The sequence below is a fragment of the Kineosporia sp. NBRC 101731 genome (genome assembly GCF_030269305.1).
Taxonomy (GTDB): domain Bacteria; phylum Actinomycetota; class Actinomycetes; order Actinomycetales; family Kineosporiaceae; genus Kineosporia.
In genome coordinates this window covers 237,299-259,513 of the sequence record NZ_BSTC01000007.1, presented here as the reverse complement: position 1 = coordinate 259,513, position 22,215 = coordinate 237,299, and the positions used below count along the sequence as shown (strand labels likewise).

Below are 22,215 nucleotides of genomic sequence, written 5' to 3'. Positions count from 1 at the left end.
ATCACTCGCCGTCCTTCAGGTTCACGGTGTTGAGTTCGGCCAGGAGCGCCGCGACCTGCGGGGAGCGGCGCAGGGTGCCCCGGGCCTGGTGCAGCAGGCGCCGGGCCGTGCCGGCCGGTATCCCGAGCACCCGGGCGGCGTCGGCCGCGGTCAGGTCTTCCCCCGCGACCAGGGTGAGCACCTCCCGCTCGTCGGGTCTCAGCCCGGCCAGGGCCGCGCGCAGGGCGGCCCCGGTGTCGACGCGGGTCTCCACCGCGGGCCAGGGGTCCCAGTGCCCGGCCGGCCCCGGCAGATCCGTCAGGTCCGGCACCAGGTCTTCGGGCGGCAGGGAGCGCCAGTGCTTGCGCACCCGGTTCAGGGCCACCGTGTAGAGCCAGGGCCGCGCGTCGGTGTAGGCCGGGTCGTAGGTGCGGCGGGAGGCGAAGGCCGCCACCCAGACATCACCCAGCAGGTCCTCGGCCGCCGCGGCCCCGACCCGTCGCGACAGGTACCGCCCGATCGCCACCTCGTGCCGGGCGACCAGGTCGACGAAGGCCTCGTCGTCGCCGTTCAGGGACCGGGCGATCAGCTCAGCGTCCGACGCCACGGTTCTCCTGCTCGCGGTCATGGTCTTCACATAGTGCAATAGCCGGGGCCGCGGCGAAGCGTTCAGCCTGGGGCCCTGTGAGCCCGGCCACACCCGGTCGGAGCAGGCTGACCTCAGCCCCGGAGCCGGTCACGCAGGCGGCGGGCGACCTCGCCCATCAGGGCCTCGGCGGCGGGCTGGATGCTTGCCGCCACCCGGGAACCGGTCAGCGCCGCGACCGCGAAGGTCTGCCCGTCGGCGTGCTCGACCACGCCGATCTCGTGCCGCAGGTTCAGCAGGGTCCCGGTCTTGGACGACCAGCGGGTGGCGTCCGCGGCGAAGTCCGGGGTCAGGCGCTGACGCAGCAGGTTGCCGGCCATCAGGTCACGCATCCGGGCGGTGACGGCCGGATCGATGCTCGAGGGACGCCACACCGCCTGTAAGAGGTCGGTGAACGCCCGGGCCGTGCCGGCGTTGGCCCGGCTGACGTCCAGTTGCGGCACCGGATGACCGCGCCCGGCGGTCCCGGCCCCGATCGCCAGTGAATGGGCCAGATGTCCCTCGACGGTCGGGAAACGCTCGAGCGGGGTGTCGGACAGGTCGAGCAACGGGTGGCGCACGGTGATGCCGGACAGGCCGTGGGTGTCCAGGAAAGCGCTCACCGCCGCCGGCGGGGTGAGGCCGAGCAGCACGTCGGAGGCCGTGCCGTCGCTGAGGCAGACGCTCAGGTAGAGCAGGTCGTCCAGGGCGATCGTGGCCGGGTGCCGGAACCGGCTCAGGCCGGTCGGCCCGGGGGTGGTGATCCGGCCGGGCTGCACCTGGACGGTCGCGGCACCGTCGAGTTCACCGGTCCGGATCCGGTCCAGGGTGGCGAGGGCCAGCGGCACCTTGATCAGGGACGCCGCGGGGAACTCCAGGTCGGGCTCGATCCCCAGCTCCGCGCCGGTGTCCAGGTCGCGGACCAGGAACGAGCCGTACAGCCCGCCCTCGTCCAGCAACCGGGTCAGGTCCCGGACCAGTTCGGCGCTCACCGTTCCTCCTGCGCGCCCAGGCACCGGGCGATCAGCGGCCACAGACGCGTGCGCAGGCGCTCGGCGTCGCTGGTGGCGGCCGCGGCGACACCGTAGCCGCGGGTGGGCCGCATCTCGCCGACCGGTCGCCAGAACAGCCCCAGCTCCTCGGCCTGGACCTCCGGGCACAGCAACAGGTCGTCGGAGTCCAGGACCTCGGCCACGGCCGTGGTCAGGCTCGCGGCCACCACCACCTGGGACGGCCGCAGGGCCAGCGCGTCGCGCAGCCGGTTCAGCCGGTCCCGCACGTGCGGCACATCGTCTTCCGGCTGGATCCGCACCACCCGGACACGGGCGGACGCGCGGTTGCGTCCCGGGCGCAGCGACTCCAGGTGAATCACCTCGGTGGCCGGTTCTGCCACACCGGCCAGGCCCAGCGGCACCGACCACGTGCCCTGGTCGGACGGGACGGCGATGAGTGCGGCCCGGGCCCCCAGGGTGCGGGCGAGCTCGGCGCGCCGGGCCGGGCCGGCCGGCACCAGGTCCAGGTGCACACCCTCGTGGCGGGCCTGCGCCTCCAGCCGGGCCAGCCGGGTGACGCTGCAGGTGTCCGGTACCGCCAGCCGTAACGGCTTGCGCCGGGCCAGTTCCGCGTCGTGCTGCATCGTGTCGGCCAGCTGCAGCAGACGCTTGGCCGACGGCAGCAGGTCGGCCCCGAACGGCGTGAGCACCACCCGCCGCGACGATCGCTCGAACAGCGCGTCGCCCAGATGTTTCTCCAGCGCGGCGACGCGCCGGCTGATCACCGACTGCGGCACCCGCAACGCCGAAGCCGCGAGCGTGAAACTGCCCTGCTCGCTGACGCCGACGAAGGCCTGACAGCCGGCGACCACATCCACGCCCTCACCGTATGCCAGATCAGCATGGATCAGCACCTCAACGCATTGGACGGCATGGATGCCCGGGCTCCAGGCTGCTCGTACCGGTCCGGAGCGGACCGTCCGGCCCCAGGAGGAACCCGCGATGACGCGCACGATCACCCGGCCCACGATCGGTACGGCGGCTGTGCTGGCCACGGCCACCCTGCTGCTCGGCTGCACCGCCGGCCCGACCCGGGCCGCCACTGCCTCCGTGACCACCCCGGTCACCGACGCGACCGCCACGTCGACGCAGGCGTCCACCAGTTCGTCCACCACCTCGTCCGCTACCTCGTCCGCTACCTCGTCCGCTACCTCGTCCGCCAAGGCTTTTCGGTCTCTGGAGAAGACGTTCGACGCCGACCTCGGCGTCTACGCGCTCGACACCGGCACCGGCCGCTCGGTGGCCTTCCGGGCCGACCGGCGTTTCGCCTACGCCTCCACCTTCAAGGCCCTGCAGGCCGGTGTCCTGCTCCGGCAGCGCACCGACGCGCACCTGGAGAAGGTCGTCCATTATCAGGAGTCCGACCTGCTGGACTACGCCCCGATCACCCGCGAGCACCTCGAAACCGGCATGACCCTGCGGGAACTGGCCGACGCATCGGTGCGGTACAGCGACAACACCGCGGCCAATCTGCTTTTCGAGGAACTGGGTGGGCCGGCGAAGGTGGACGAGGCCCTGGAACGGATCGGTGACCGCACCACCCACATGGACCGGGTCGAGCCGGACCTGAACGAGGCCACCCCCGGTGACATCCGCGACACCAGCACGCCCCGGGCGCTGGCGAACGACCTGCACGAGTTCGTCCTGGGCGATGCCCTGAACCAGGGCGACCAGGCCGCCCTGACCGATCTGCTACGACGTAACACCACCGGGGACAAGCTGATCCGGGCCGGTGTCCCGGAGGGCTGGACGGTCGGCGACAAGACCGGATCGGGCAGTTACGGCACCCGCAACGACATCGCCGTGGTGTGGCCCACCGATGCCGACCCGATCGTCATCGCCGTGCTGTCCACCCGCGACGAGCAGGACGCCACCTCCGACGACGCCCTGATCGCCCGGGCCACGGAGGTGGTGATCGAGCAGCTCGGCTGAGGTCTCGTCACGGCTTCAGGATGCCCGCGATCGCGCTCTCCAGATCGGCGCCCAGCGAGGCCGACCCGATGCGGTTCAGGTGGTTGTAGTCGTAGTACGCCAACTGGCCGTCCACGAGCGGGCTGCACGTGGTGCCGTCGCAGAATCGGCTCCACGGGTCGTACACCGCCACTCCCGGAATACTGCTGACCGTAGCGAATTCCGCGTCCCGGGCCGCTGCCTGGTAGGAGAGCACCCCGCTCTGGCTGCGTCCGCAGGTCCAGGTCGCCAGACCGCCCCGGCACACGCCCTGTTCGTGCATGGCCTCGGTGGCGAAGCTCGGCACGTCCATCACGTAGAGCACCGGCACACCGGCCTGCGTCAGCTCTTCCAGGGCCGGCCTCAGCGGCTCCGGCCAGGTCTGGTCGTTCCGGTACCGGTGCAGCGCCCAGGAGGAGACCACCACCAGCGACGGCGGGTCGTCACCGGACACCGCCCGGTCGAGCTGGTCGGAGGCCATGGCGGCACAGTCGAACTCGTGGTTCGCCGCCGCCGTACGGCTGAACACGCAGCTCGCTCCGGTGGCGTACTGCGTGCTGAGGCCGAGGCGGCGATCGGCCTCGATCAGCCCGGTGGACAGGGCGTCGGCGTGCGAGTCACCGGCGAGCATCACCCACCCCCGGTCGGCGGGGACGACGTCGGTGCACCTCGTCAGTTCGGCCGCGTCGTAGGCGCGATCGTGGATCAGGCAGTTCTTCTCGCGTCCGTAGGTCGGCAGGTCGCGCTGCTGGGCGTAGCCGGCCGCGTCGGGGATGCCCTGGGCGCCCGCGGCCGGGGCGGTGACGGCGATCAGCACCACGACCGCGGCGGAGACCGCGCCCCCCAGGTACACCCGGGGCAGGGCGAACCGGCCGTGCCGCAGCGGCTGCTCGACGTAGCGGTAGCTCAGGACGGCCAGGAGCAACGAGACCAGCACCGCGACCAGGGTCACGGTCGGCGGCGGGTCGGGCCACAACACCGCGGCGAACACGATCATCGGCCAGTGCCAGAGGTAGATGCTGTAGGAGAGGTCGCCGGTCACGCGCAGCGGCGTCGAGGCCAGCAGCCGGGTGATGCGGTTGCGCCCGATCGTCCCGGCCAGGATGAGCAGAACGGTCGCCAGCACCGGGAGCAGGGCCGCCGTCCCCGGCCAGGGGGTGGTCCGGTCGACGGTCAGATGGAGGACGAGGAGGGTCACCAGTCCGGCTGCGCCCAGTCCGGTGGGCGCCCACCGGGATGGGCGGGGATGCGCTGTGCGCCGGGAGGTCACCCAGAGGGCGAGCACCGCCCCGGCACCGAACTCCCAGACCCGGGTCGGCGCCGTGTAGAAGGCGAGGTCGGCCGCCGGATGGCCGCCGATCCGCCCGTCGACGAACGACCACCACACCGACAGCGCGAAACTCGCCGCACTGATCAGGCTGATCAGGCAGAGGGCCAGGATCCGCCGCCGGGCCCCGGCCAGTTTCCCCACGGCCACCAGCAGGAGCGGGAAGACCAGGTAGAACTGCTCCTCCACGCTCAGCGACCAGACGTGCAGCAGCGGGTTGGTCTCGGCCGCGGCCGCGAAGTAGTCGCCGCTCGTGCCGAGGATCTGCAGGTTCCCGACCAGCAGAACAGCGGCCAGGGCAGTGGACGCGGTGGCCGGCTGCGCGTCCAGCGGTGACTGGAACAGCAGCGACAGCAGGACGACGACCAGCAGCATCACGACCATCGCGGGCAGCAGCCGACGCACACGCCGGGCGTAGAACGCGGAGAAGGAGAAGCGGCCACGCTCTCCCATCCTCTGGATCTGGCCGGTGATGACGAATCCGGAGATCACGAAGAACACGTCCACCCCGGCGAACCCGGCGGGCAGGGGCAGGCCGGCGTGGTAGAGCACCACGAAGATCACGGCGACTGCCCGTAACCCCTGGATGTCGCTTCTTTTCGCGTCGGTCCCGGTGAACATCCCTTCCCCGGGCCGGTTCTGCTGCTCGATCGTGGTGGTCAGGCTGGAACTCACGGCTGGCGTCGCTCGCCTTCTTCGGTACGGGCCCCCTTTCTGAAGATCCTCACCGAATGCCCCGAACGTGCCAGCGCAGGCGTCACCCGTCGACCGGCCACGCCCTTCACCCCTCCATGCGTGTTCATGCGTGATCATGCAGAAACGGGGAAGGTTCGCATGATCACGAACACGAAGGTGATCGCCGCACCCGATGACGACCGGGGTGGGCAGGTGGCGGTTGCCGGCCGTCGTGGTTGCTCGGCCATGATGGTGCGGGTGAGCGCACCCGAGCCGACGCTGAGCACGCAACCTTCCGTGACCGGATCGGCCGTGGGCCGGTGGGTCGCCGGATGGGTCGCGCTGATCGGACTGACGCTGCTGGTCACCGCGGGGGCGACCAAGGGCCTGGACCGGTCCACGCTGGGCTGGTTCACCGTGCTCGACCGGCCCGGGGCCGTGCACCTGGCCTGGCGCACCTTCGTGATGGGCGGGCAGTTCTGGCTGGTGGGCACCGCCGTGGTCGTGGTCGCGGCGGCGCGCTCCTGGCAGTGGCGCTCGTGGCGCCCGTTCCTGGTCGGCACGGTGGCCGTCGTCTGCCTCGACGTCCTGCTCCTGACCTCCAAACCGCTCATCGGGCGCACGTCCCCGCACAGCGGCCTGAACGAGGTGCTGGCCGGGGGCAGCTCCTACCCCTCCGGGCACACCGCGAACGCCACCATGTGCCTGGCGTTACTGGCCGTCCTGCTCACCAGCACGCACCGGTTCCGGGCGCTCGTGATCGCCGCCCTGATCGCGGCCGGCGTCGGCATCTGCAATCTCGTGCTCGGCTACCACTGGCTCAGCGAGGTGGTGGCCGGCTGGATGCTGGGCGCGCTCGTCGTCACCGCGGCCGCCTCCCGGCTTCAGCGGCCGCCGGCCAGCGGCTCCCGCAGCGCCCGGGCGTAACGCCGGCGGTAGACCCGCTGGGCCACCAGGGCGGCCGGGAACAGCAGGCGCCACCCGCCGTGGGTGCTCCTGCCGCTCTGGTTCTCGGGACTGCCACCGGTTCGACGAGGCCCCGGCCGAGCTGGTGCCGGGTGACCGGCTGTTCCGGTTCCGTGGCTGAGATCGACTATCCGAGCCACGTTCGGCGGCTTCTTCGGGCCTCGAAAGGTCACAAATCAGGCACCGTTCAACGTTGGGGCTCTTCGTGACGCATACTTAGATGTGAATCTTCGCCCTCCGCCTGCACGACGCGTCCTCCCCGGCAGCCCTTTCGCACGGCCTGCCCGGGTGCCGACCGCCTCCGAACATCTGGAGGACGGCGATCGCATCACCCACGACCGCTACGGTCTCGGGACGGTGGTGCGGATTCTCGACGACTACGAGGTAATCGTCGACTTCAAGCACGATCCGGACGGCACCACCCGGACCGTCTCCCATGTGAAACTCACCAAGTTGTAGCTTCCGCGGTGTGGGCGAGTCGTGATCGGCGACACGCCCACACCGGAAGATCTCCACGAGTGGCTCCGGTCGGTCCTGTCATTCCTGACCGGCGTCGTCCGCCTCCAGGGTCAGGCTCGCGGCCAGCTCAGCCAGCTCCGGTCGCCACTGACCCGCCTCGACGAGGTCCAGGTAGCTGGTGGACAGGTAGATCCCCAGCACCCCCTCGTCCACGACCACCCGCCACACGTAGACCTCGTGTTCCTGCACCAGCTCGTACTCCGCGTTCACCGGGGCCCGGTACCGCTGGATGAGATGGGTGGCGGGGCCGACAGCGGTCTCGACCGTCTCCTCCAGGGCCGGCCGTTCCAGCATCTCCACCGGCAGCCGGAGCTCCTCCAGCAGTTCCTCCAGCGTCACGCCGTCGACGAATCCGTCGGCCCGGACGGTCACGCTGCACACCGCGGGCTCGTCGGCCTCGGGCAGGAGGAACAGCACCATGAGCGGCCGGACCTCATCGTGCCGGGCCGACTCCAGCGCCGGCACCAGTACCTCGGCCAGTAGCTGCGCCTGATCCCCCGGCAGGTCGACCTGCTCCTGCGCGGCCCGGTCGAGAATCGTGGCACGCGCCCACTCCAGCGGGTCGGCGTCCAGGTCGGCGAGCACCCACACGGGTGAGTGATCGATCAGCACCATGGTCATGTCAGGCCTCCCGGAAGCGCAGCGACCCGGCGATCGCCTCGAACAAAATCGTCATCGAGGAAGCAATCTCCTCCATCGGTGTGCGGAACGTCAGCAGCAGGATCTGCGAACGGTCCGGGAACGGCACGTAGACGTCCAGCCCGGTGAAGGTCACCTCGAACGGGGCGGCACCCTCCTGCGGCGACCGGAACCGTTTCGGCTCGCTGCGGCGTACCGCCGGCACCGCGACGTCCCCCACCGTCACCGTGGCCGGCTCGCTGCCGGGTGCGTTCGCCAGGACCCGGGCCAGGATCTCCGCGTCCACATCGGCCGGCATCGTCTCCGGGATCACCGTCACCAGGCAGCTCGCGGCCAGCGGCAGGCCCCGGCGTACCTCGGTCAGCAGGTAGAACTCGTGACCGCCACCCTCGAAGGCGTCATCGGCCAGCATCAGCAGTTCTCGCGCCAGCGCCCGGCGCAGCTCCGGCCCCTGGTCCCGGGACACGGTGGCGAAGGCTCGCTCCACCAGGGCCGACACCTGCTCACGGCGGTCGGTGGGCAGCCGGATCCGCGACCAGCTGTCCGGCAGCAGCAGCGACCAGCCGGCCGACGGCCAGGTCGTCACGTCGTTGTCCTGGCTCACTGCGTCGCGTACCTGCCCCACGTGAAGTACTTCTTGATCTCGAACTTCTTGTCGATGAGCTCCACCGCGGCCGGGAGCTTGTTCCCCACGGCGGCGATGCCGTCGGACCGCTTCTTCACCTTCAGCGCGTCCTCGGCCACCTCCACCGCCTTCTGCACCGAGGCCGAGCCGGGGGCCAGCCCGGCCAGGGCCTTGACCTTGTCGGCCGCGAGCGCGACCTCCGAGTCCATACCCAGCAGCTTGCCCACGCGGGTGTCCGCGAACTTCAGCAGTCCGGCCGAGCCCTCGGCCTGGGTCATGACGCCCTTGACCAGGTCGTCGGCGCCCTCGTCGGCCATCTCGTACACGGTTCGGCGGGCGGTCTGCCAGATCTCGGGCCCCAGGCGGGTGCCGGTACGGACCGCCTGCTCGCCGAGATCGCGCAGGCCGGCGGCGCCCTCCTTGACCAGTCCTTCGGCGGCGGCGGTGCGGGCCGCGCCCTTGAGGCCCTGACTCGCGGCCTTGACCCCGGCGGTGGCGTACCTGCCGTAGCCGAAGGTCGCCAGCGCGATGGCATCCATGCCGACGTCCAGCCAGGATCCGTCGCCGGACAGGGCCAGCATCACGTTGAACACGAAGCTGACCGCGGTCGCGACGGCCGCGAGGGCGAAGAACGCCGGTGCGGCGACGTTGAGGATCGGGATGACGGCGCAGATCGTGCCGATCACCGTGAGGAGCGTGGAGATCCGCCCGGCCCACTTGGTGATGTCCTGGAAGAGCTTGGCGTTGTCGTGCACCCACTGGGTGAAGGAGTTCCAGGTCTGGCCCGACCAGTTCTTGACCTTGTCCCACCAACTGTCGCGCAGGCCGTCGTCGCTGATGGCGTCGCGCACGCGGGAGGCGGCGCGGCGGCCGGCCGTGTTCTTCTGGTCGACGGCCCGGTGCATGCGGTTCCTCGGGCCGGTGAGGGTGTCGGAATCATCGACGTCAAGGGACGAGGATTGCGGGGTCCCGGCCGCGGTCGCCTTGGCCTTCTCCTCCGCCTCGGCCTGCTTGGCTTCTCGCAGGGCGGCGTCGGCCTCCTGCTGGGCGGCGGCCAGTTCGGTGGCGTAGGTGCTCAGGGCGTCGCCGACGCCCTGGTAGCGGCCCTTGGCCTTGGTGAGCTGCCCGGCGACGTCCGAGGCGGTGGACGCGAACGCGCGGCCCCCGATGGCGTCCCAGCCCTCGGCGTGGGCCAGCCGGTTCAGGGCCGCCGCCTGCTGCTCGAGCTCGGCGGCGAAGTCGCGGTAGCGCCGGGCGACGACCTGGATCTCGCCCTGGTCACCCGGGACCGGGTCGGAGTCGGTCAGGGGTGCCCAGTCCAGCGGCCGGCTCACTTCCCGCCCTGCCCCTCGGGGATCGTCACCGCTTCGGTGAGCTGGAGGTCCAGCTCCCGGTAGGCGGTGACCGCCTTGGCGACGAAGCCGTGGGCCCCCTCGACGGCGGTGATCAGGTTCTCCCGGTGCACGCGCCAGTTGTCCGAGAACTCCCCCAGCGCCGAGGCCAGGTCGGCGTGGGCCACGACCCGGCCGTCCTGGTCGGCAGCCGACCGGGAGTTCTTCAGCTCGCCCGCCACCTGGCCCAGTCGCGTGGCCGTCATCTGCAGCACGTCGAGCTCGATCTTCACATGGTCCGTCACAGCCACCCCAGCCACTTTCAACCGCTCCCCCGGCCCTGATCACGCAGAACCGCCGGGCGCCACCCTACAGATCGGCCCGGAGCTGGGGGCAGCGCACCAGAGATGATGCACAGCAGGTAATTACGATGGCACGTTCCGTGTGCTGCCGGCGTTCTGCCCGCGGGACCGGGCGCGACACCCGGCCATCGTGGCCCTGCGCACACCGATCACGATCGGGACGGCACGAAACAAAGATTTGAGCTTCGGATTTCAGTGCCATAACCGTTGGGGTTTGACACGCAAATTCGGCGACTTTAATCTCGGCGACGACCCTGGAGCGAAGAACGGACCGCGCTGGAATTCACAGGGAATCCATACCGAAACCAGGCGTCAAGCAAGCATTATCCCGAACCTAAATACCTCGCCGAACTCGTGAACCGGGCCGACCTTCGGTTTTCCTGACTTCTGCGTCTGGTCAGCAGGAAGGCCCGCCACACCCATGAAGCTCTCCCGCAATCCCGGCAGCCGGCGCAAGCTGCGCCTCGTCCCGGTCGTCTCGGTCACCGCTGCTCTCCTGGCCGGTGGCGCCACGGCCTACGCCGTGAACCCGTCGACGAAGTCCACCGTGACCGCCGCGGCGACCGGCACCACGTACTACGTGGCCCCGGGCGGCAGCGACAGTGCCGCCGGTACCGCGGCGGCCCCGTTCAAGACGATCGCCAAGGCCCAGTCGGTGCTCACGGCCGGTGACACCGCCTACTTCCGGGCGGGCACCTACAAGTACACCGCGGCGACCAAGGCCTGCTCCAGCCAGACCGCCCTGGTGGACGGGATCACGCTGAACAAGAGCGGCAGCTCGGGCAAGACCATCAACTACCTGGCCTACCCGGGCGAGACACCGGTCTTCAGCTTCTCCGGGATGAAGGACGACTGCCGGATCAAGGGCTTCAACGTCACCGGCAGCTACATCCGTCTCAAGGGGCTGGAGATCACCGGGGTTCCCCAGAACAACAACCTGAACCACGAGTCGTGGGGCGTCTACATCACCGGTAGCAACAACACGTTCGAGCAGCTGAACCTGCACCACCACATGGGCCCCGGACTGTTCATCAAGGACGGCAGCGGGAACCTGGTGCTCAACAGCGACTCCCACGACAACTACGACCTGCACACCTCGAACGGGGCCGGCGAGAGCGCCGACGGCTTCGGCGCCCACGTGCCCGCGGGCAAGACGGGCAACGTCTTTCGCGGCGACCGGGCCTGGTCGAACTCGGACGACGGCTTCGACCTGATCAACGCCTTCTCCCCGGTCCTCATCGAGAACTCGTGGGCCTGGAGCAACGGTTTCATCCCCGGCACCACGACGGCCGCGGGTAACGGCAGCGGCATCAAGGCCGGCGGCTACGGCGGTGTCTACTCGGCGAGCGCCGCGAAGCACACCGTGCGGTACTCGGTGGCCTTCAACAACCGCTCCGCCGGCTTCTACGCCAACCACCACCCGGTCGCACTCGACTTCTACCACAACACCAGCTTCTCCAATCACCCCGACTACAACATGCTGGGCATCACCTCCTCCGGTGCCGCGGTGGGCCTGGGCAACCTGCACGACAACATCGCCTACGGCGGCACCCTGCTGAGCAACATGACCGGCACCACGCAGAAGAACAACTCCTGGAACCTCTCGACCTCCCTGGCGGGCAAGGACTTCCAGAGTCTCGCCACCACCGGCTGGGCCACGGCGCGGCAGTCCGACGGCAGCCTGCCGGTGCTGGCCAGCCTGCACCTCGCCACCACCAGCCCGCTGTACGGCAAGGCCAGCGACGCGAGCACGGCCACGACCAAGAACATCGGCGCCTTCTGACGCCGATGTAGATCCGCCGACATAGGCCCTTTCAGCGCTCCCGTACCAGCAGTACGCCGGCTGGTGCGGGAGCGCTGCGTTCTGCCGCAGATGTGATATCCAGGAACAGCCATGGTGTGGAAGACCCCGCACCCGTCCGGAACCGCTGCGACGCCCACGACGCCAGAGGGGTCATCTCCGTTGTACGAACTTCTTTACGTCAGCCAGGCCGTGGTGGATCTCACCGAGGCCGAGATGGAAGCGTTCCTGGGCCGCAGCCGGGAGAGGAACGCACAGGCCGACATCACCGGGATCCTCCTGCACATCCACGACGAACCCGTCGGTGACGAGCCGTTCCGGGCCGCGTTCTTCGTGCAGTTGCTGGAGGGGCCGCAGGAGGCGGTGGAGCAGACGTACGAGCGCATCCGGGCCGACATGCTCCACACCGATCTGACGGTCGTGCACCGCGGCCGGCGGGAGAGCCGTTCGTTCGCGGAATGGCGTATGCATCTGACCCGGATGACCTCGGACGCGGCACTGGCCCTGATCGCCCGCGAATCCCGGCCGGCGTCCGGGCCACCGCTGCGCAGCGACACCCCGGCCGCCACCTTCGCACTGCTCAAAGACCCTCTCATCGCGCGGGCCCTGCTGGTGGTCGTCACCGACCAGTCGCACTGAACGAGCTGATTCCGCTCAGCTCATCCGATCCACCCCGAACGCCGGCACGAAGCCGACCGTGGCGATCAGGTCGCCGGTGGCCTCGGCCTCGTCGACCAGGTCGCCTCGGCTGGTCAGGTCACCTCGGAAGCGGCCAGAACAACCGGTGCGACGTGCCTTTCGCCACCGCCGGATCCCCGGCCCGACCGGGTGCGGGTGCGGGTGCGGGTGCACCAGGCGAACGTCAGCACCGCCGCCACGGTGAAACCGGCCATCACCACGGCCATCGGGACTGCGCTGCGCGATCCCCCGATCCCGACCAGCGGGGCGGCCAGGCCTCCGAGGAGGAACTGGGCGCAGCCGAGCAGGGCCGCGGCCGCACCGGCGCTCGCTCCGTGGTGTTCCAGGGCCAGCGCCGGGACGTTGGGCAGGACCAGCCCCACCCCGGCCACCATCAGGAACAGGGCGACGAGGGTCGGCCACACCCCGGCTCCCGCGAGCGCGACCACGAGTGTCAGGGCCGAACCGGTGAACGAGAGGACGACGCCCGCACCCAGCAGGGTGTGGGCACCGAATCGTCGCACCAGAGCCCCGCCGATCTGGGCCGCGGCCATGATCCCGGCCCCGTTGACGGCGAACACCACGCTGTACTGCTGTACCGACAGGCCGTGCAGCTGTTGCAGCACAAAGGGCGATCCGGCGATGTAGGCGAACATCGCCGCGAAGACCAGCGCATTCGTCAGCGTGTACCCCATCAGGACGGGGTCTTTCAGCAGGCGGCGGTACACCTTCCCGATATCGCGCGCCCCGGCGTGGCTGCGCCGTGAGGCCGGGTGGCTCTCCGGCAGGCGCAGCGCACCGGCCAGCACCAGGGCGCTGAGACCGCCCAGCCCGATGAAGATCTCCCTCCAGCCGGACACCTCGAGGACGAGGCCGCCGGCCAGCGGGGCGAGCACCGGGGCCAGTCCGGTGACCGACAGCATCAGGGAGAAGTAGGCCGCGGCCTGGCCTCCGTTGTACCGGTCGCGGACGTAGGCATAGGCGATGACGACCGCGAAGGCACCACCGATCCCCTGGACGGCCCGCAGCACCACCAGCAGGGCGACCGTGGGGGCGGCCGCACACAGCAACCCGGCCAGGGTGTAGAGCGCGAGCCCGAACAGCAGCGGGCCGCGCCGGCCCCGGGCGTCGCTCAGCGGACCAGCCAGTAACTGGCCGGCGGCCAGCCCGACCAGGCAGGCCGTGACGGTCAGCTGCACCGCGGAGGCCGATGCCCCCAGATCGCCGGCCAGGTCGGGCAATCCGGGTACGTAGACGTCGGTGGACAGCGGCCCGAGGGCGACGCACGCGGCCAGGACCACCAGGACGAGCACCCGTCGCCGGCGGCTCTCCGTCACTGTTCCCCCAGGGGGAGCGCTTTCTGCCCGTCGAGCAGATCGGCCAGCCCGGTGGGCGCGCGACCGGTCAGATCGGCGACCACCGGGGTGATCGCGGACAGGTATCCCCCGCGGGTGGCCGCCCCGAACGTGGCCAGCAGGTGCGCGACCGGATCGGGCAGACCGGCCGAGCGCAGGGCATCGGCGTAGGCGTCGTCGTCCAGGTGCACCACCTCCACCTCCCGGCCGCTGCGCCGGGTCGCCAGGGCGGCCAGGTCGTCGGCGGTCAGGGCCTGCGGCCCGGTCACGTCGTAGGCCCGGTTCTCGTGCCGTGTCGATCGAGACCAGCAGCAGACGCTCGACGCCCCGGAAGGCCGCATCGAGCGAGGCCGGGTCGTTGAAGTCGGCGTACCGGACGTCGGCGCCCCGGTCGGCGAGATCGCTCAGGGCGTCCGGCCTGCGGGTGGTCAGGGACGACCCGCCCCGGTTCGGTGTGGTGGAGGAGGTACTCGGCGGCGGCCCGTCCGAAGGCGCCGGAGGCACCGGTGATCGCGAGGCTCATGACATCCAATCTGTAATCATCATGATTGCAATTAACCGTAGCCATGATGATTGCGAAATGGCAAGATGGGGCCATGGCCCGATCCACCAACACCCAGTTCGCCGTCGCGGTCCACGTGCTGACCTATCTGGCCGGGCGTACCGACGGCGCGCCCGTCAACTCCGCGGAGCTCTCCGGCTCCACCCGGGTCAACGCCGTCTACGTCCGGCGCGTCCTGGGCCCGCTGCGAGCAGCCGGGTTCGTTCGCTCGCAACCCGGGGTGAACGGCGGCTGGGAACTCGTGGTGCCACCGGAATCCATTCCCCTGAGCCGCGTCTGGAGCCTCCTGCAGGGCGACGACCCGGTTCTGGGTCTGCACGGCCCCGATCCGACGTGTGCCGTCGGGCGCGGCGTGCAGAAGGCCCTCGCCCAGCTCGACCACGGCGTGGCCGATGCCCTGGCCTCCCATCTGGGCCGGTTCACCGTCGCCGACGTGCTGGCCGGGAACGTGGGTCAACCGACCACCGCTTCCAGCAGTCTCTGAACCTCTTTTACCGCAACGCATTTCGTCCACCGTCGAGAACGTTCACCTACCCCTGGGCGCGAGTCTTACTCCCCCCGCCCGCAAATCAGCGTCTCGATTACTCGGGACCGCTTCTGCCCGTGCGAATCTTTCTCCGGCCGGCAACGCCGATATGGGGAGATCAGATGCATTCACGGACAGGAACGCTGGAAAGGCGGCCGGTTCTGGGTTCACCCAGGACTGCCGCAGGGGTCGGTTTCGAGCGCGTCGGCGTGGTCGGATCCGGGACCATGGGTAGCGGCATCTGCGAACTCCTTGCCCTGCAGGGAGTCTCGGTGACCCTCGCGGTCTCCCGGGAGTCCTCGGTGCGGTCCGCCCCGCAGCGGCTGGGTGCCACCCTGGAGCGCCGGGTGGCCAAGGGAACGATCACCGCCGCCCAGCGGGACGCGGCTCTGGACCGGATCCACGTGACCGGGGACCTGTCACTCCTGGCCGACCGCCAGCTCGTCATCGAGGCGATACCCGAGGACAAGGCCCTCAAGCTGAAGCTCTTCGCCGAGCTCGACGCCGTGCTCGGCCCCGACGCCGTCCTGGCCTCGACCACCTCGGCCATCAGCGTGACCCAGCTCGCCGCGGCGACCAACCGCCCGGAGCAGGTCATCGGCGTGCACTTCTTCAACCCGGTGGTGGCGCTGCCACTGGTCGAGATCATCCCGACGCTGTTCACCACCGACGACGTGACCGACCGGGTCGAGGCCTTCGTCGGCCAGACCCTCGGCAAGCAGGCCATCCAGGTCTCCGACCGCAGCGGCTTCGTCGTCAATGCCCTCCTGATCCCGTACCTCCTGGCCGCCGTGCGGATGGTGGAGAACGGTTTCGTGACCGCCGAACTCGTCGACCGGGCCATGGAACTGGGCTGCAACCATCCCGTCGGCCCGCTGCGGCTCGCGGACCTCGTCGGCCTGGACGTCGTCGTCGCGATCGCCCGGGCCCTCTTCGACGAGTTCAAGGAACCGCTCTACGCCCCGCCTCCCACGCTGCTGCGCATGGTCGAGTCGGGGATCCTCGGCCGCAAGACCGGTCGCGGCTTCTACACCTATTCCTGATCACTTCTTTCCTGATCACCGTCACAAGGGGAAAACTCCGTGCACACGTACATGAACATCGCGAAGTCGGCCCGCATCAGCGACGACTTCTGGAACGTCACCGATCAGGCCGGCATGTTCGACCTGGTCGTCGCGGGACTGGGCGACGGCCGGCACCGTCGCCTGAGTGACGGTCACGAGTTCGTCAACATGTCCTCCTACTCCTACCTGGGCCTCGACACCCACCCGCAGATCGTCCAGGCCGCCGCCGACGGGGTGCTGGCCGAGGGTTCCCTGAACACCTCGACCTCGCGGATGCGGATCCGGTTCGGCTCGCTGCGGGCCGCCGAGGACGAGCTGTCCGACCTGTTCGGCGTGACCGCGGTGACGACCGCGTCGTGCGCCGTCGCGTCCTGGGTCACCCTGCCGCTGATCGCATCCGGTCTCTTCACCGAGAACATCGCCCCACTGATGGTGTTCGACAAGAACGCACACTTCTGCCTGAACGCCATGAAGGCCTCCGTGGCCGACGAGGCCGAGGTGGTGACGATCGCGCACAACGACGTCGAGGCGCTCGAGGAGCTGTGCCGCACCCACCCCCGGGTCGCCTACGTCGCCGACGGCGTCTACAGCACCGGGGGCCGGGCGCCGATCCCCGAGCTCCTTCGCCTGCAGGAACGCTACGGTCTGTTCCTGGTGTTCGACGAGGCCCACTCGATCTCGACGCTCGGTACCAACGGCCGCGGGGCCGTCCTGGAGGAACTGGGCCAGATCAACGACCGCACCGTGGTCATCACCTCGCTGAACAAGGGTTTCGGGGCCTCCGGCGGAGCGATCTTCCTCGGCCCGACCGGATCCCAGGCCCGGTACGACACCGCGATCCGCAACGGTCCGCTGATGTGGTCGCAGCGCATCAACACGGCCGGCCTGGGTGCGGTCATCGCCTCGGCCCAGTTGCACCGCACCGACGAGCTGGCCCAGCTGCAGCGACGTCTCCAGGCCAACGTCGACCTCTTCGACAGCATGGTCCAGACCGACCTGAGCGGCGACGGCCTGCCCATCCGGTTCGTCCAGGTCGGCTCGGAGACCGCGACCGTCAACCTGGCCGCCGCGCTGCTCGACCGTGGCTACTACGCCTCGCCGATCTTCTTCCCGATCATCGGGCGGGGCCGGGCCGGACTGCGCCTGATGCTGCGGGCGAACATGAGCGCCGCGCAGATCGAAGAGTTCGCCAACCTGCTGAAAGAGCTCAACGTGCCCGCTGAACAGCCGGCCTGACGGGACGACCGATGACCACGCTGGACACCCATATCGACACCGGCTCGGCGAGGTTCCGGCGCAACGCCGACGCCTTCGAGCAGCAACGCCGCGTCATTGCCGGCGCCCGCGCGGCGGCCGTGGCCGGGGGCGACGACCGCTCACAGGCCCGGCACACCGGCCGTGGCAAGCTGACCGCCCGGCAGCGGATCAGCCGGCTCCTCGACCCGGGCACACCGTTCCTGGAGGTCGGTCAGCTGGTCGCGCACGACGTCTACGACCAGGCCGTGCCGTCGGCGGCCCTGGTCACCGGGATCGGGGTGGTCTGCGGCCGGCCGACCATGGTGATCGCCAACGACGCCACGGTCAAGGGCGGCACCTACTTCCCCCTCGGGGTCCGTAAACATCTGCGGGCCCAGGACATTGCCCGGGAGAACGGCCTGGCGTGCATCTACCTGGTCGACTCCGGCGGGGTCTACCTGCCGCTGCAGGAAGACCTGTTCCCGGACGAGCACCACCTGGGCCGGATGTTCCGCAACATCGCCGAGATGTCGGCGATGGGACTGCCCCAGATCGCGGCCGTGATGGGCTCGTGCACGGCCGGCGGCGCCTACGTGCCGGCCATGTGTGACGAGACGGTGATCGTGCGCGGTACCGGCACGGTGTTCCTCGGCGGCCCGGCCCTGGTCCGGGCCGCGACGGGAGAGGTGGTCGACGCGCAGACGCTCGGCGGCGCCGACCTGCACACCCGGGTCACCGGCGTCGCCGATCACCTCGCCGAGAACGACGACCACGCCCTGGAACTGGTGCGGGAGATCGCCGCCCGCACCGGTTCCCCGACGACGACGGCCCCACCGCGTCCACCCCGTCCACCTCTGTACGACCCGGCGGAACTGCCCGGCATCATCAGCGCCGGCCTGCGTGAGCAGATCCCGGCCCGGGAGATACTGGCCCGGCTGCTGGACGGCAGCGAGTTCTCCGAGTACCGCAGCCGCTTCGGCCCCACCATGGTCTGCGGCACGGGTGACATCGGCGGCTACCCGGTCGGGATTCTGATCAACGACGGTGTCCTCTTCCCCGAGAGCGCCCAGAAAGCCGCCAACTTCATCGAGATCTGTGCCCAGCGGGACATCCCCCTGCTGTTCCTGCACAACATCAACGGGTTCATGGTGGGGGCCGAGTACGAGGCCGCCGGCATCACCAAGCACGGTGCGAAACTCGTCAACGCCGTCTCCTGCGCCCGGGTCCCGAAATTCAGTCTCGTCATCGGCGGCAGTTTCGGCGCCGGGAACTTCGCCATGTGCGGCCGTTCGATGGGCCCGACGCTGATGGCCATGTGGCCGAGCGCTAAATCCACCGTGGTGGGGGCCGAGCAGACGGCCTCGGTGATGGCCCAGATCCGCGGCGATCAGCTGGCCAAGGAGGGACGAAGCCTGTCGGCCGAGGAGGAGGAGGCCATCAAGCGGCCGATTCTCGACTCCTACGAGAAGCAGTCACAGCCTCTGTACTTCGCCGCCCGCCTCTGGGTCGACGCCGTCGTCGACCCGGTCGACACCCGCAGCTGGCTCACCGTGTGCCTGGCCCTGGCCGCCGGCGCACCCAAGCAGGAGACCCGTTTCGGTGTCTTCAGGATGTGATGACGATGCTGAAACGCGTTCTGATCGCCAACCGTGGGGAGATCGCCCGGCGGGTCGCCCGTACCTGCCGCCGGCTGGGCGTGGAGTACGTGGCGGTGCACTCCGACGCCGACGCCACGGCCGCACACCTGACCGGGGCCGTCGACGTGGTCCGGATCGGGCCCGGGCCGGCCACCGACAGCTACCTGAGCATCCCGCGGCTGGTGGAGGCGGCGCTCGCGACCGGCTGCGACAGCGTTCATCCCGGTTACGGGTTCCTCTCGGAGAACCCTGATTTCGCGGCCGCCGTGACCGACGCGGGCCTGGTCTACATCGGCCCCGGCCCGGACACGATCTGCGCGATGGGCGACAAGGCCACGGCCCGTGCCCTGATGGGGCAGGCCGGGGTCCCGATCCTTCCCGGATCACCGCTGGCCACCGAGTCGCCGGAGGTCCTGGCGGCCGACGCCGGGCGGATCGGGTACCCGGTGATCCTCAAGCCCGTGGCCGGCGGTGGGGGCAAGGGGATGCGGGTGGTCACCGAGCCCGGGGAACTGGCCGCGGCCGTCGCCGAATCGGTCCGGCTCGCCCGCAGCAGCTTCGGTGACGGACGGCTCCTGGCCGAGCGCTACGTCTCCCGGCCCCGCCACATCGAGGTCCAGGTGTTCGGTGACACCTTCGGCCACGTGGTGCACCTGTACGAGCGTGAGTGTTCCCTGCAGCGACGTCACCAGAAGATCGTCGAGGAGGCGCCCGCCGCCGATCTGCCCGCGAGCGTGCGCGACACCCTCCTGGCCGCGGCCGTACGGGGGGCGGCGTCGATCGGATACGTCAATGCCGGCACCTTCGAGTTCATCCTCGACCCGGACGGCCACTTCTACTTCCTGGAGGCCAACACCCGCCTGCAGGTGGAACATCCGGTCACCGAGGAGATCACCGGGGTAGACCTGGTCGAGTGGCAGCTGCGGGTCGCCGCGGGCGAGCCGCTGCCGCTGACCCAGGACCGGATCGGTGTCACCGGTCACGCCATCGAGTGCCGGGTGTATGCCGAGGACCCCGACGCCGGATTCCAGCCCGCCCCCGGCACGGCCCGGGTGGTGCGCTGGCCCGGGAAGATCCGGGTGGAGGCGGCCTTCGACCGGACCGGGGTGGTGTCGTCGTTCTACGACCCGATGATCGCCAAACTCATCGCCCGGGGCCCGGACCGGTCCTCCGCCCTGCGCCGGCTCCGGCAGGCGGTCCGCGACACCCGGGTCGTCGGGCTGACGACCAACCTGGGGTTCGTGGGCGAGTTGCTGGATCACCCCCGGGTGGTGGCGGGCCTGGTCGACACCCATCTGGTCGACGCGATCGACCAGTTCACCCGGAGCCGGACCGCGACGGCCGCCGCCTGCGTGGCGGCCGTCCAGGCCACCTCCGGCGGCGACCTCGCCACGTCACCGTGGAACGGGTCCGTCGGGCCGCTCGACCGCCAGGACCTCGACCCGGCCGCGCCCCTGGGCCGCGTCGTCACCGTGGAGGGCCACGACACCCACACCCCGGCGAACATCGTCCGCGTCGACGCCGACGGGGTCTGCGTCGAGGTGGACGGGCGCCGGATCGACGTCACGGTGACCCGGCGCAACGGCCTGCACGAAGGGACGGCCGACACCTGCGACTGGAGCGGCCTGCGCACCCCTTCCGGGTACGAGATCGTCGTGGACGGGTACCGGGTCGCCCTGGGCGTCCCGTCCTTCACCGTCCACGCCGCGGACACCGCCGGCGACGTCGTGCGATCGGGCATGCCGGGCGCCGTCGTCGCCCTGCCCGTGGCCGTCGGCGACACGATCAGCGCCGGCGACGTCGTCGCCGTGGTGGAGGCCATGAAGATGGAGACTCCGCTGCCGGCGCCACGTTCCGGGGTGATCGCCGGGATCCGCTGCACCGTCGGTGACGTCGTCGCGGCCGACCAGGTCCTGATCGACCTGGAGCCAATCCCGGACACGGGCCCCGTCCTTCCCTGACCTTCCCGACCTTCCTGACCTTCCCGACCTTCCTGACCTTCCCGACCGCGTCCCGGTCATCACCCCCACACCTTCCGGAGAGACCTGATGAGTGACGAGACACCCCCGACCCTGCTCTTCGTCGGCGGCGCCCGGGCCGTGGCCATGAGCACCGACATGGCCCTGCAGGCGCTCGGGCAGGCCCGCGCGCGAGGAATCCACACCTACGTCACCAACGCGCAGGAGGCGCTGCTGGCCACTCCCGCCGTCGTCGCGGCGGCCGGCGCCACCGCCCCGGTGAGTTTCCTGCCCGCCGGGGAGACTGTCGAATGGGCGCGCAACCAGGTCGGTTCCGGCCACCGGATCGACGCGGTGTTCGCCCTCCAGGAGATGGCTCAGGTGACGGTGGCCGAGACCGCGCAGGCCCTCGGAGCCGTCGGCAACCCGGTCGAGGCCGTTCACCGGGTGCGGACCAAGGACATCGGCCGGGCCGCCCTGGCCGCCGCGGGATTCGCCCAGCCGGCCGTGCGCCTGTGCGCGGACCAGGCCGACGCCGAGGACTTCCTGCGATCGGGCACCGGTCCGTGGATCGTCAAACCGCGGGACGCGATGGGCAGCATCGGCGTGAGCCAGGTGTTCGACACCGCCGGGCTCCCCGCAGCGCTGGACCTGCTGCCCGGCACGGCCCCGTTCCTGGTCGAGGAGTTCGTCGACGGCCCTGAGTACAGCGTCGAGGGCATCTTCCTCGACGGCCGCCCGGTGATCCTGGCCGTGACCGAGAAGGAGAAGGTGGACCCGCCGTACTTCGTCGAGATCGCCCACGCCCTGCCCGCCGATCTCCCGCCCGGCCGCCAGGAGGAGATCGAGCACACGGTCACGGCCGCCCTACGGGAACTCGGGCTGCGCGCCGGGGGCTTTCACGTCGAGCTGTGGCTGACCCGGGACGGGGTGGTGCTCGGCGAGGTGCACACCCGGTTCGGGGGCGACTTCATCCACACCATGCTCGCCCACGCGATCCCCGGCCTGGAGCTGTTCGGTCAGGTCTTCGACGACCTGCTGGGACGCCGGGACCGGCCCGGCCCGCTGACCCCGACCCGGGGTGCCGCGGTGCGTTACCTGGCGCCCCCGCCCGGGCGGATCGAGGCCGTTCACGGCTGGGACGAGGTACGTGAGCACCCCGCGGTGCTCTACAGCGAGCTGAACGCCGGCCCGGGCGATGTCGTGCCCGCCCTGCACCGTTCCGCCGACCGGATCGGCCTGATCGTCGTGGGGGCCGAAACCACAGCACAGGCAAAGCAACTGGCGATCAAACTGACCGAATCCATCCGCTTCGACATCGCTGCCGACGCGCACACCGAATAGAGGA

At 70.3% G+C, this 22,215-nt stretch carries 21 protein-coding genes; 11 read left to right on the top strand and 10 right to left on the bottom strand.

Annotated features, from left to right (window positions below):
• Position 1 precedes the first annotated feature (1 nt).
• The 3 genes from QSK05_RS21210 to QSK05_RS21200 form a co-directional block, all read right to left on the bottom strand.
• Positions 2-586 carry an RNA polymerase sigma factor gene (locus QSK05_RS21210; RefSeq protein ID WP_285599014.1) on the bottom strand — a complete coding sequence of 195 codons (585 nt, stop codon included), beginning with the start codon at positions 584-586 and terminating at the stop codon, positions 2-4.
• Between the two features lie 113 nt (positions 587-699).
• Complete coding sequence (locus tag QSK05_RS21205) at positions 700-1,596, bottom strand: serine hydrolase (protein ID WP_285599013.1); 897 nt, start codon at positions 1,594-1,596, stop codon at positions 700-702.
• Positions 1,593-2,474: a LysR family transcriptional regulator gene (locus QSK05_RS21200; RefSeq protein WP_285599012.1), complete on the bottom strand. Its 882-nt coding sequence runs from the start codon at positions 2,472-2,474 to the stop codon at positions 1,593-1,595. Before QSK05_RS21200 ends, QSK05_RS21205 begins: the two co-directional genes overlap by 4 nt.
• 124 nt (positions 2,475-2,598) lie before the next feature.
• Here QSK05_RS21200 and bla point away from each other — a divergent pair, with 124 nt between their 5' ends.
• Positions 2,599-3,588 (top strand): class A beta-lactamase, encoded by a 990-nt coding sequence (gene bla / locus QSK05_RS21195; RefSeq protein WP_285599011.1) that lies wholly within the window; start codon positions 2,599-2,601, stop codon positions 3,586-3,588.
• Positions 3,589-3,595: 7 nt separating this feature from the next.
• On the opposite strand, the gene QSK05_RS21190 is transcribed toward bla, so the two are convergent.
• The gene (locus tag QSK05_RS21190) at positions 3,596-5,608 is read right to left on the bottom strand and encodes an acyltransferase family protein (RefSeq protein ID WP_285599010.1); all 2,013 of its coding nucleotides are present in this window, start codon (positions 5,606-5,608) and stop codon (positions 3,596-3,598) included.
• A 159-nt stretch (positions 5,609-5,767) separates the two neighbouring features.
• Between QSK05_RS21190 and QSK05_RS21185 the strand changes: the two genes are divergently transcribed.
• Positions 5,768-6,535 carry a phosphatase PAP2 family protein gene (locus QSK05_RS21185; RefSeq protein ID WP_285599009.1) on the top strand — a complete coding sequence of 256 codons (768 nt, stop codon included), beginning with the start codon at positions 5,768-5,770 and terminating at the stop codon, positions 6,533-6,535.
• A gap of 327 nt (positions 6,536-6,862) precedes the next feature.
• The gene (locus QSK05_RS21180; protein WP_231489115.1) at positions 6,863-7,033 is read left to right on the top strand and encodes a hypothetical protein; all 171 of its coding nucleotides are present in this window, start codon (positions 6,863-6,865) and stop codon (positions 7,031-7,033) included.
• A 78-nt stretch (positions 7,034-7,111) separates the two neighbouring features.
• Here QSK05_RS21180 and QSK05_RS21175 read toward each other — a convergent pair whose 3' ends face one another.
• The 4 genes from QSK05_RS21175 to QSK05_RS21160 are packed head-to-tail and all read right to left on the bottom strand — an operon-like array spanning position 7,112 to position 9,999.
• Complete coding sequence (locus tag QSK05_RS21175) at positions 7,112-7,714, bottom strand: hypothetical protein (protein WP_285599007.1); 603 nt, start codon at positions 7,712-7,714, stop codon at positions 7,112-7,114.
• A gap of 1 nt (position 7,715) precedes the next feature.
• Positions 7,716-8,357 carry a hypothetical protein gene (locus QSK05_RS21170; protein ID WP_285599006.1) on the bottom strand — a complete coding sequence of 214 codons (642 nt, stop codon included), beginning with the start codon at positions 8,355-8,357 and terminating at the stop codon, positions 7,716-7,718.
• Positions 8,333-9,691 carry a hypothetical protein gene (locus QSK05_RS21165; RefSeq protein ID WP_285599005.1) on the bottom strand — a complete coding sequence of 453 codons (1,359 nt, stop codon included), beginning with the start codon at positions 9,689-9,691 and terminating at the stop codon, positions 8,333-8,335. Before QSK05_RS21165 ends, QSK05_RS21170 begins: the two co-directional genes overlap by 25 nt.
• Complete coding sequence (locus QSK05_RS21160; protein WP_285599004.1) at positions 9,688-9,999, bottom strand: hypothetical protein; 312 nt, start codon at positions 9,997-9,999, stop codon at positions 9,688-9,690. Before QSK05_RS21160 ends, QSK05_RS21165 begins: the two co-directional genes overlap by 4 nt.
• Positions 10,000-10,471: 472 nt before the next feature.
• On the opposite strand from QSK05_RS21160, the gene QSK05_RS21155 reads away from it, so the two are divergent.
• Together QSK05_RS21155 and QSK05_RS21150 are read left to right on the top strand one after the other, a co-directional pair.
• On the top strand, positions 10,472-11,833 hold the full coding sequence (locus QSK05_RS21155) for a right-handed parallel beta-helix repeat-containing protein (protein ID WP_285599003.1): 1,362 nt from the start codon (positions 10,472-10,474) through the stop codon (positions 11,831-11,833).
• A gap of 180 nt (positions 11,834-12,013) precedes the next feature.
• Positions 12,014-12,490: a BLUF domain-containing protein gene (locus QSK05_RS21150; RefSeq protein ID WP_285599002.1), complete on the top strand. Its 477-nt coding sequence runs from the start codon at positions 12,014-12,016 to the stop codon at positions 12,488-12,490.
• Between the two features lie 113 nt (positions 12,491-12,603).
• On the opposite strand, the gene QSK05_RS21145 is transcribed toward QSK05_RS21150, so the two are convergent.
• The gene (locus QSK05_RS21145) at positions 12,604-13,866 is read right to left on the bottom strand and encodes a multidrug effflux MFS transporter (RefSeq protein ID WP_285599001.1); all 1,263 of its coding nucleotides are present in this window, start codon (positions 13,864-13,866) and stop codon (positions 12,604-12,606) included.
• A complete protein-coding gene (locus tag QSK05_RS21140) occupies positions 13,863-14,153 on the bottom strand; it encodes a Rossmann-fold NAD(P)-binding domain-containing protein (RefSeq protein WP_285599000.1) in 291 nt (96 codons plus the stop codon). The genes QSK05_RS21145 and QSK05_RS21140 overlap by 4 nt, the downstream gene beginning before the upstream one ends.
• Before the next feature lie 327 nt (positions 14,154-14,480).
• Here QSK05_RS21140 and QSK05_RS21135 point away from each other — a divergent pair, with 327 nt between their 5' ends.
• The 6 genes from QSK05_RS21135 to QSK05_RS21110 all read left to right on the top strand — a co-directional run bounded on the left by QSK05_RS21135 (position 14,481) and on the right by QSK05_RS21110 (position 22,211).
• The gene (locus tag QSK05_RS21135) at positions 14,481-14,930 is read left to right on the top strand and encodes an RrF2 family transcriptional regulator (RefSeq protein WP_285598999.1); all 450 of its coding nucleotides are present in this window, start codon (positions 14,481-14,483) and stop codon (positions 14,928-14,930) included.
• 203 nt (positions 14,931-15,133) lie between these two features.
• Positions 15,134-16,015, top strand: a complete 882-nt coding sequence (locus QSK05_RS21130) for a 3-hydroxybutyryl-CoA dehydrogenase (RefSeq protein WP_352302123.1) — start codon at positions 15,134-15,136, stop codon at positions 16,013-16,015.
• A gap of 39 nt (positions 16,016-16,054) precedes the next feature.
• Positions 16,055-17,272: an 8-amino-7-oxononanoate synthase family protein gene (locus tag QSK05_RS21125; protein ID WP_285598997.1), complete on the top strand. Its 1,218-nt coding sequence runs from the start codon at positions 16,055-16,057 to the stop codon at positions 17,270-17,272.
• 11 nt (positions 17,273-17,283) lie between these two features.
• Positions 17,284-18,888, top strand: coding sequence for a carboxyl transferase domain-containing protein (locus QSK05_RS21120; protein WP_285598996.1), 1,605 nt, complete (start codon positions 17,284-17,286; stop codon positions 18,886-18,888).
• Between the two features lie 5 nt (positions 18,889-18,893).
• The gene (locus QSK05_RS21115) at positions 18,894-20,870 is read left to right on the top strand and encodes an acetyl/propionyl/methylcrotonyl-CoA carboxylase subunit alpha (RefSeq protein ID WP_285598995.1); all 1,977 of its coding nucleotides are present in this window, start codon (positions 18,894-18,896) and stop codon (positions 20,868-20,870) included.
• An 87-nt stretch (positions 20,871-20,957) separates the two neighbouring features.
• Entirely contained in the window at positions 20,958-22,211 is a 1,254-nt protein-coding gene (locus QSK05_RS21110; protein ID WP_285598994.1) for an ATP-grasp domain-containing protein, read from the top strand.
• Positions 22,212-22,215 lie beyond the last annotated feature (4 nt).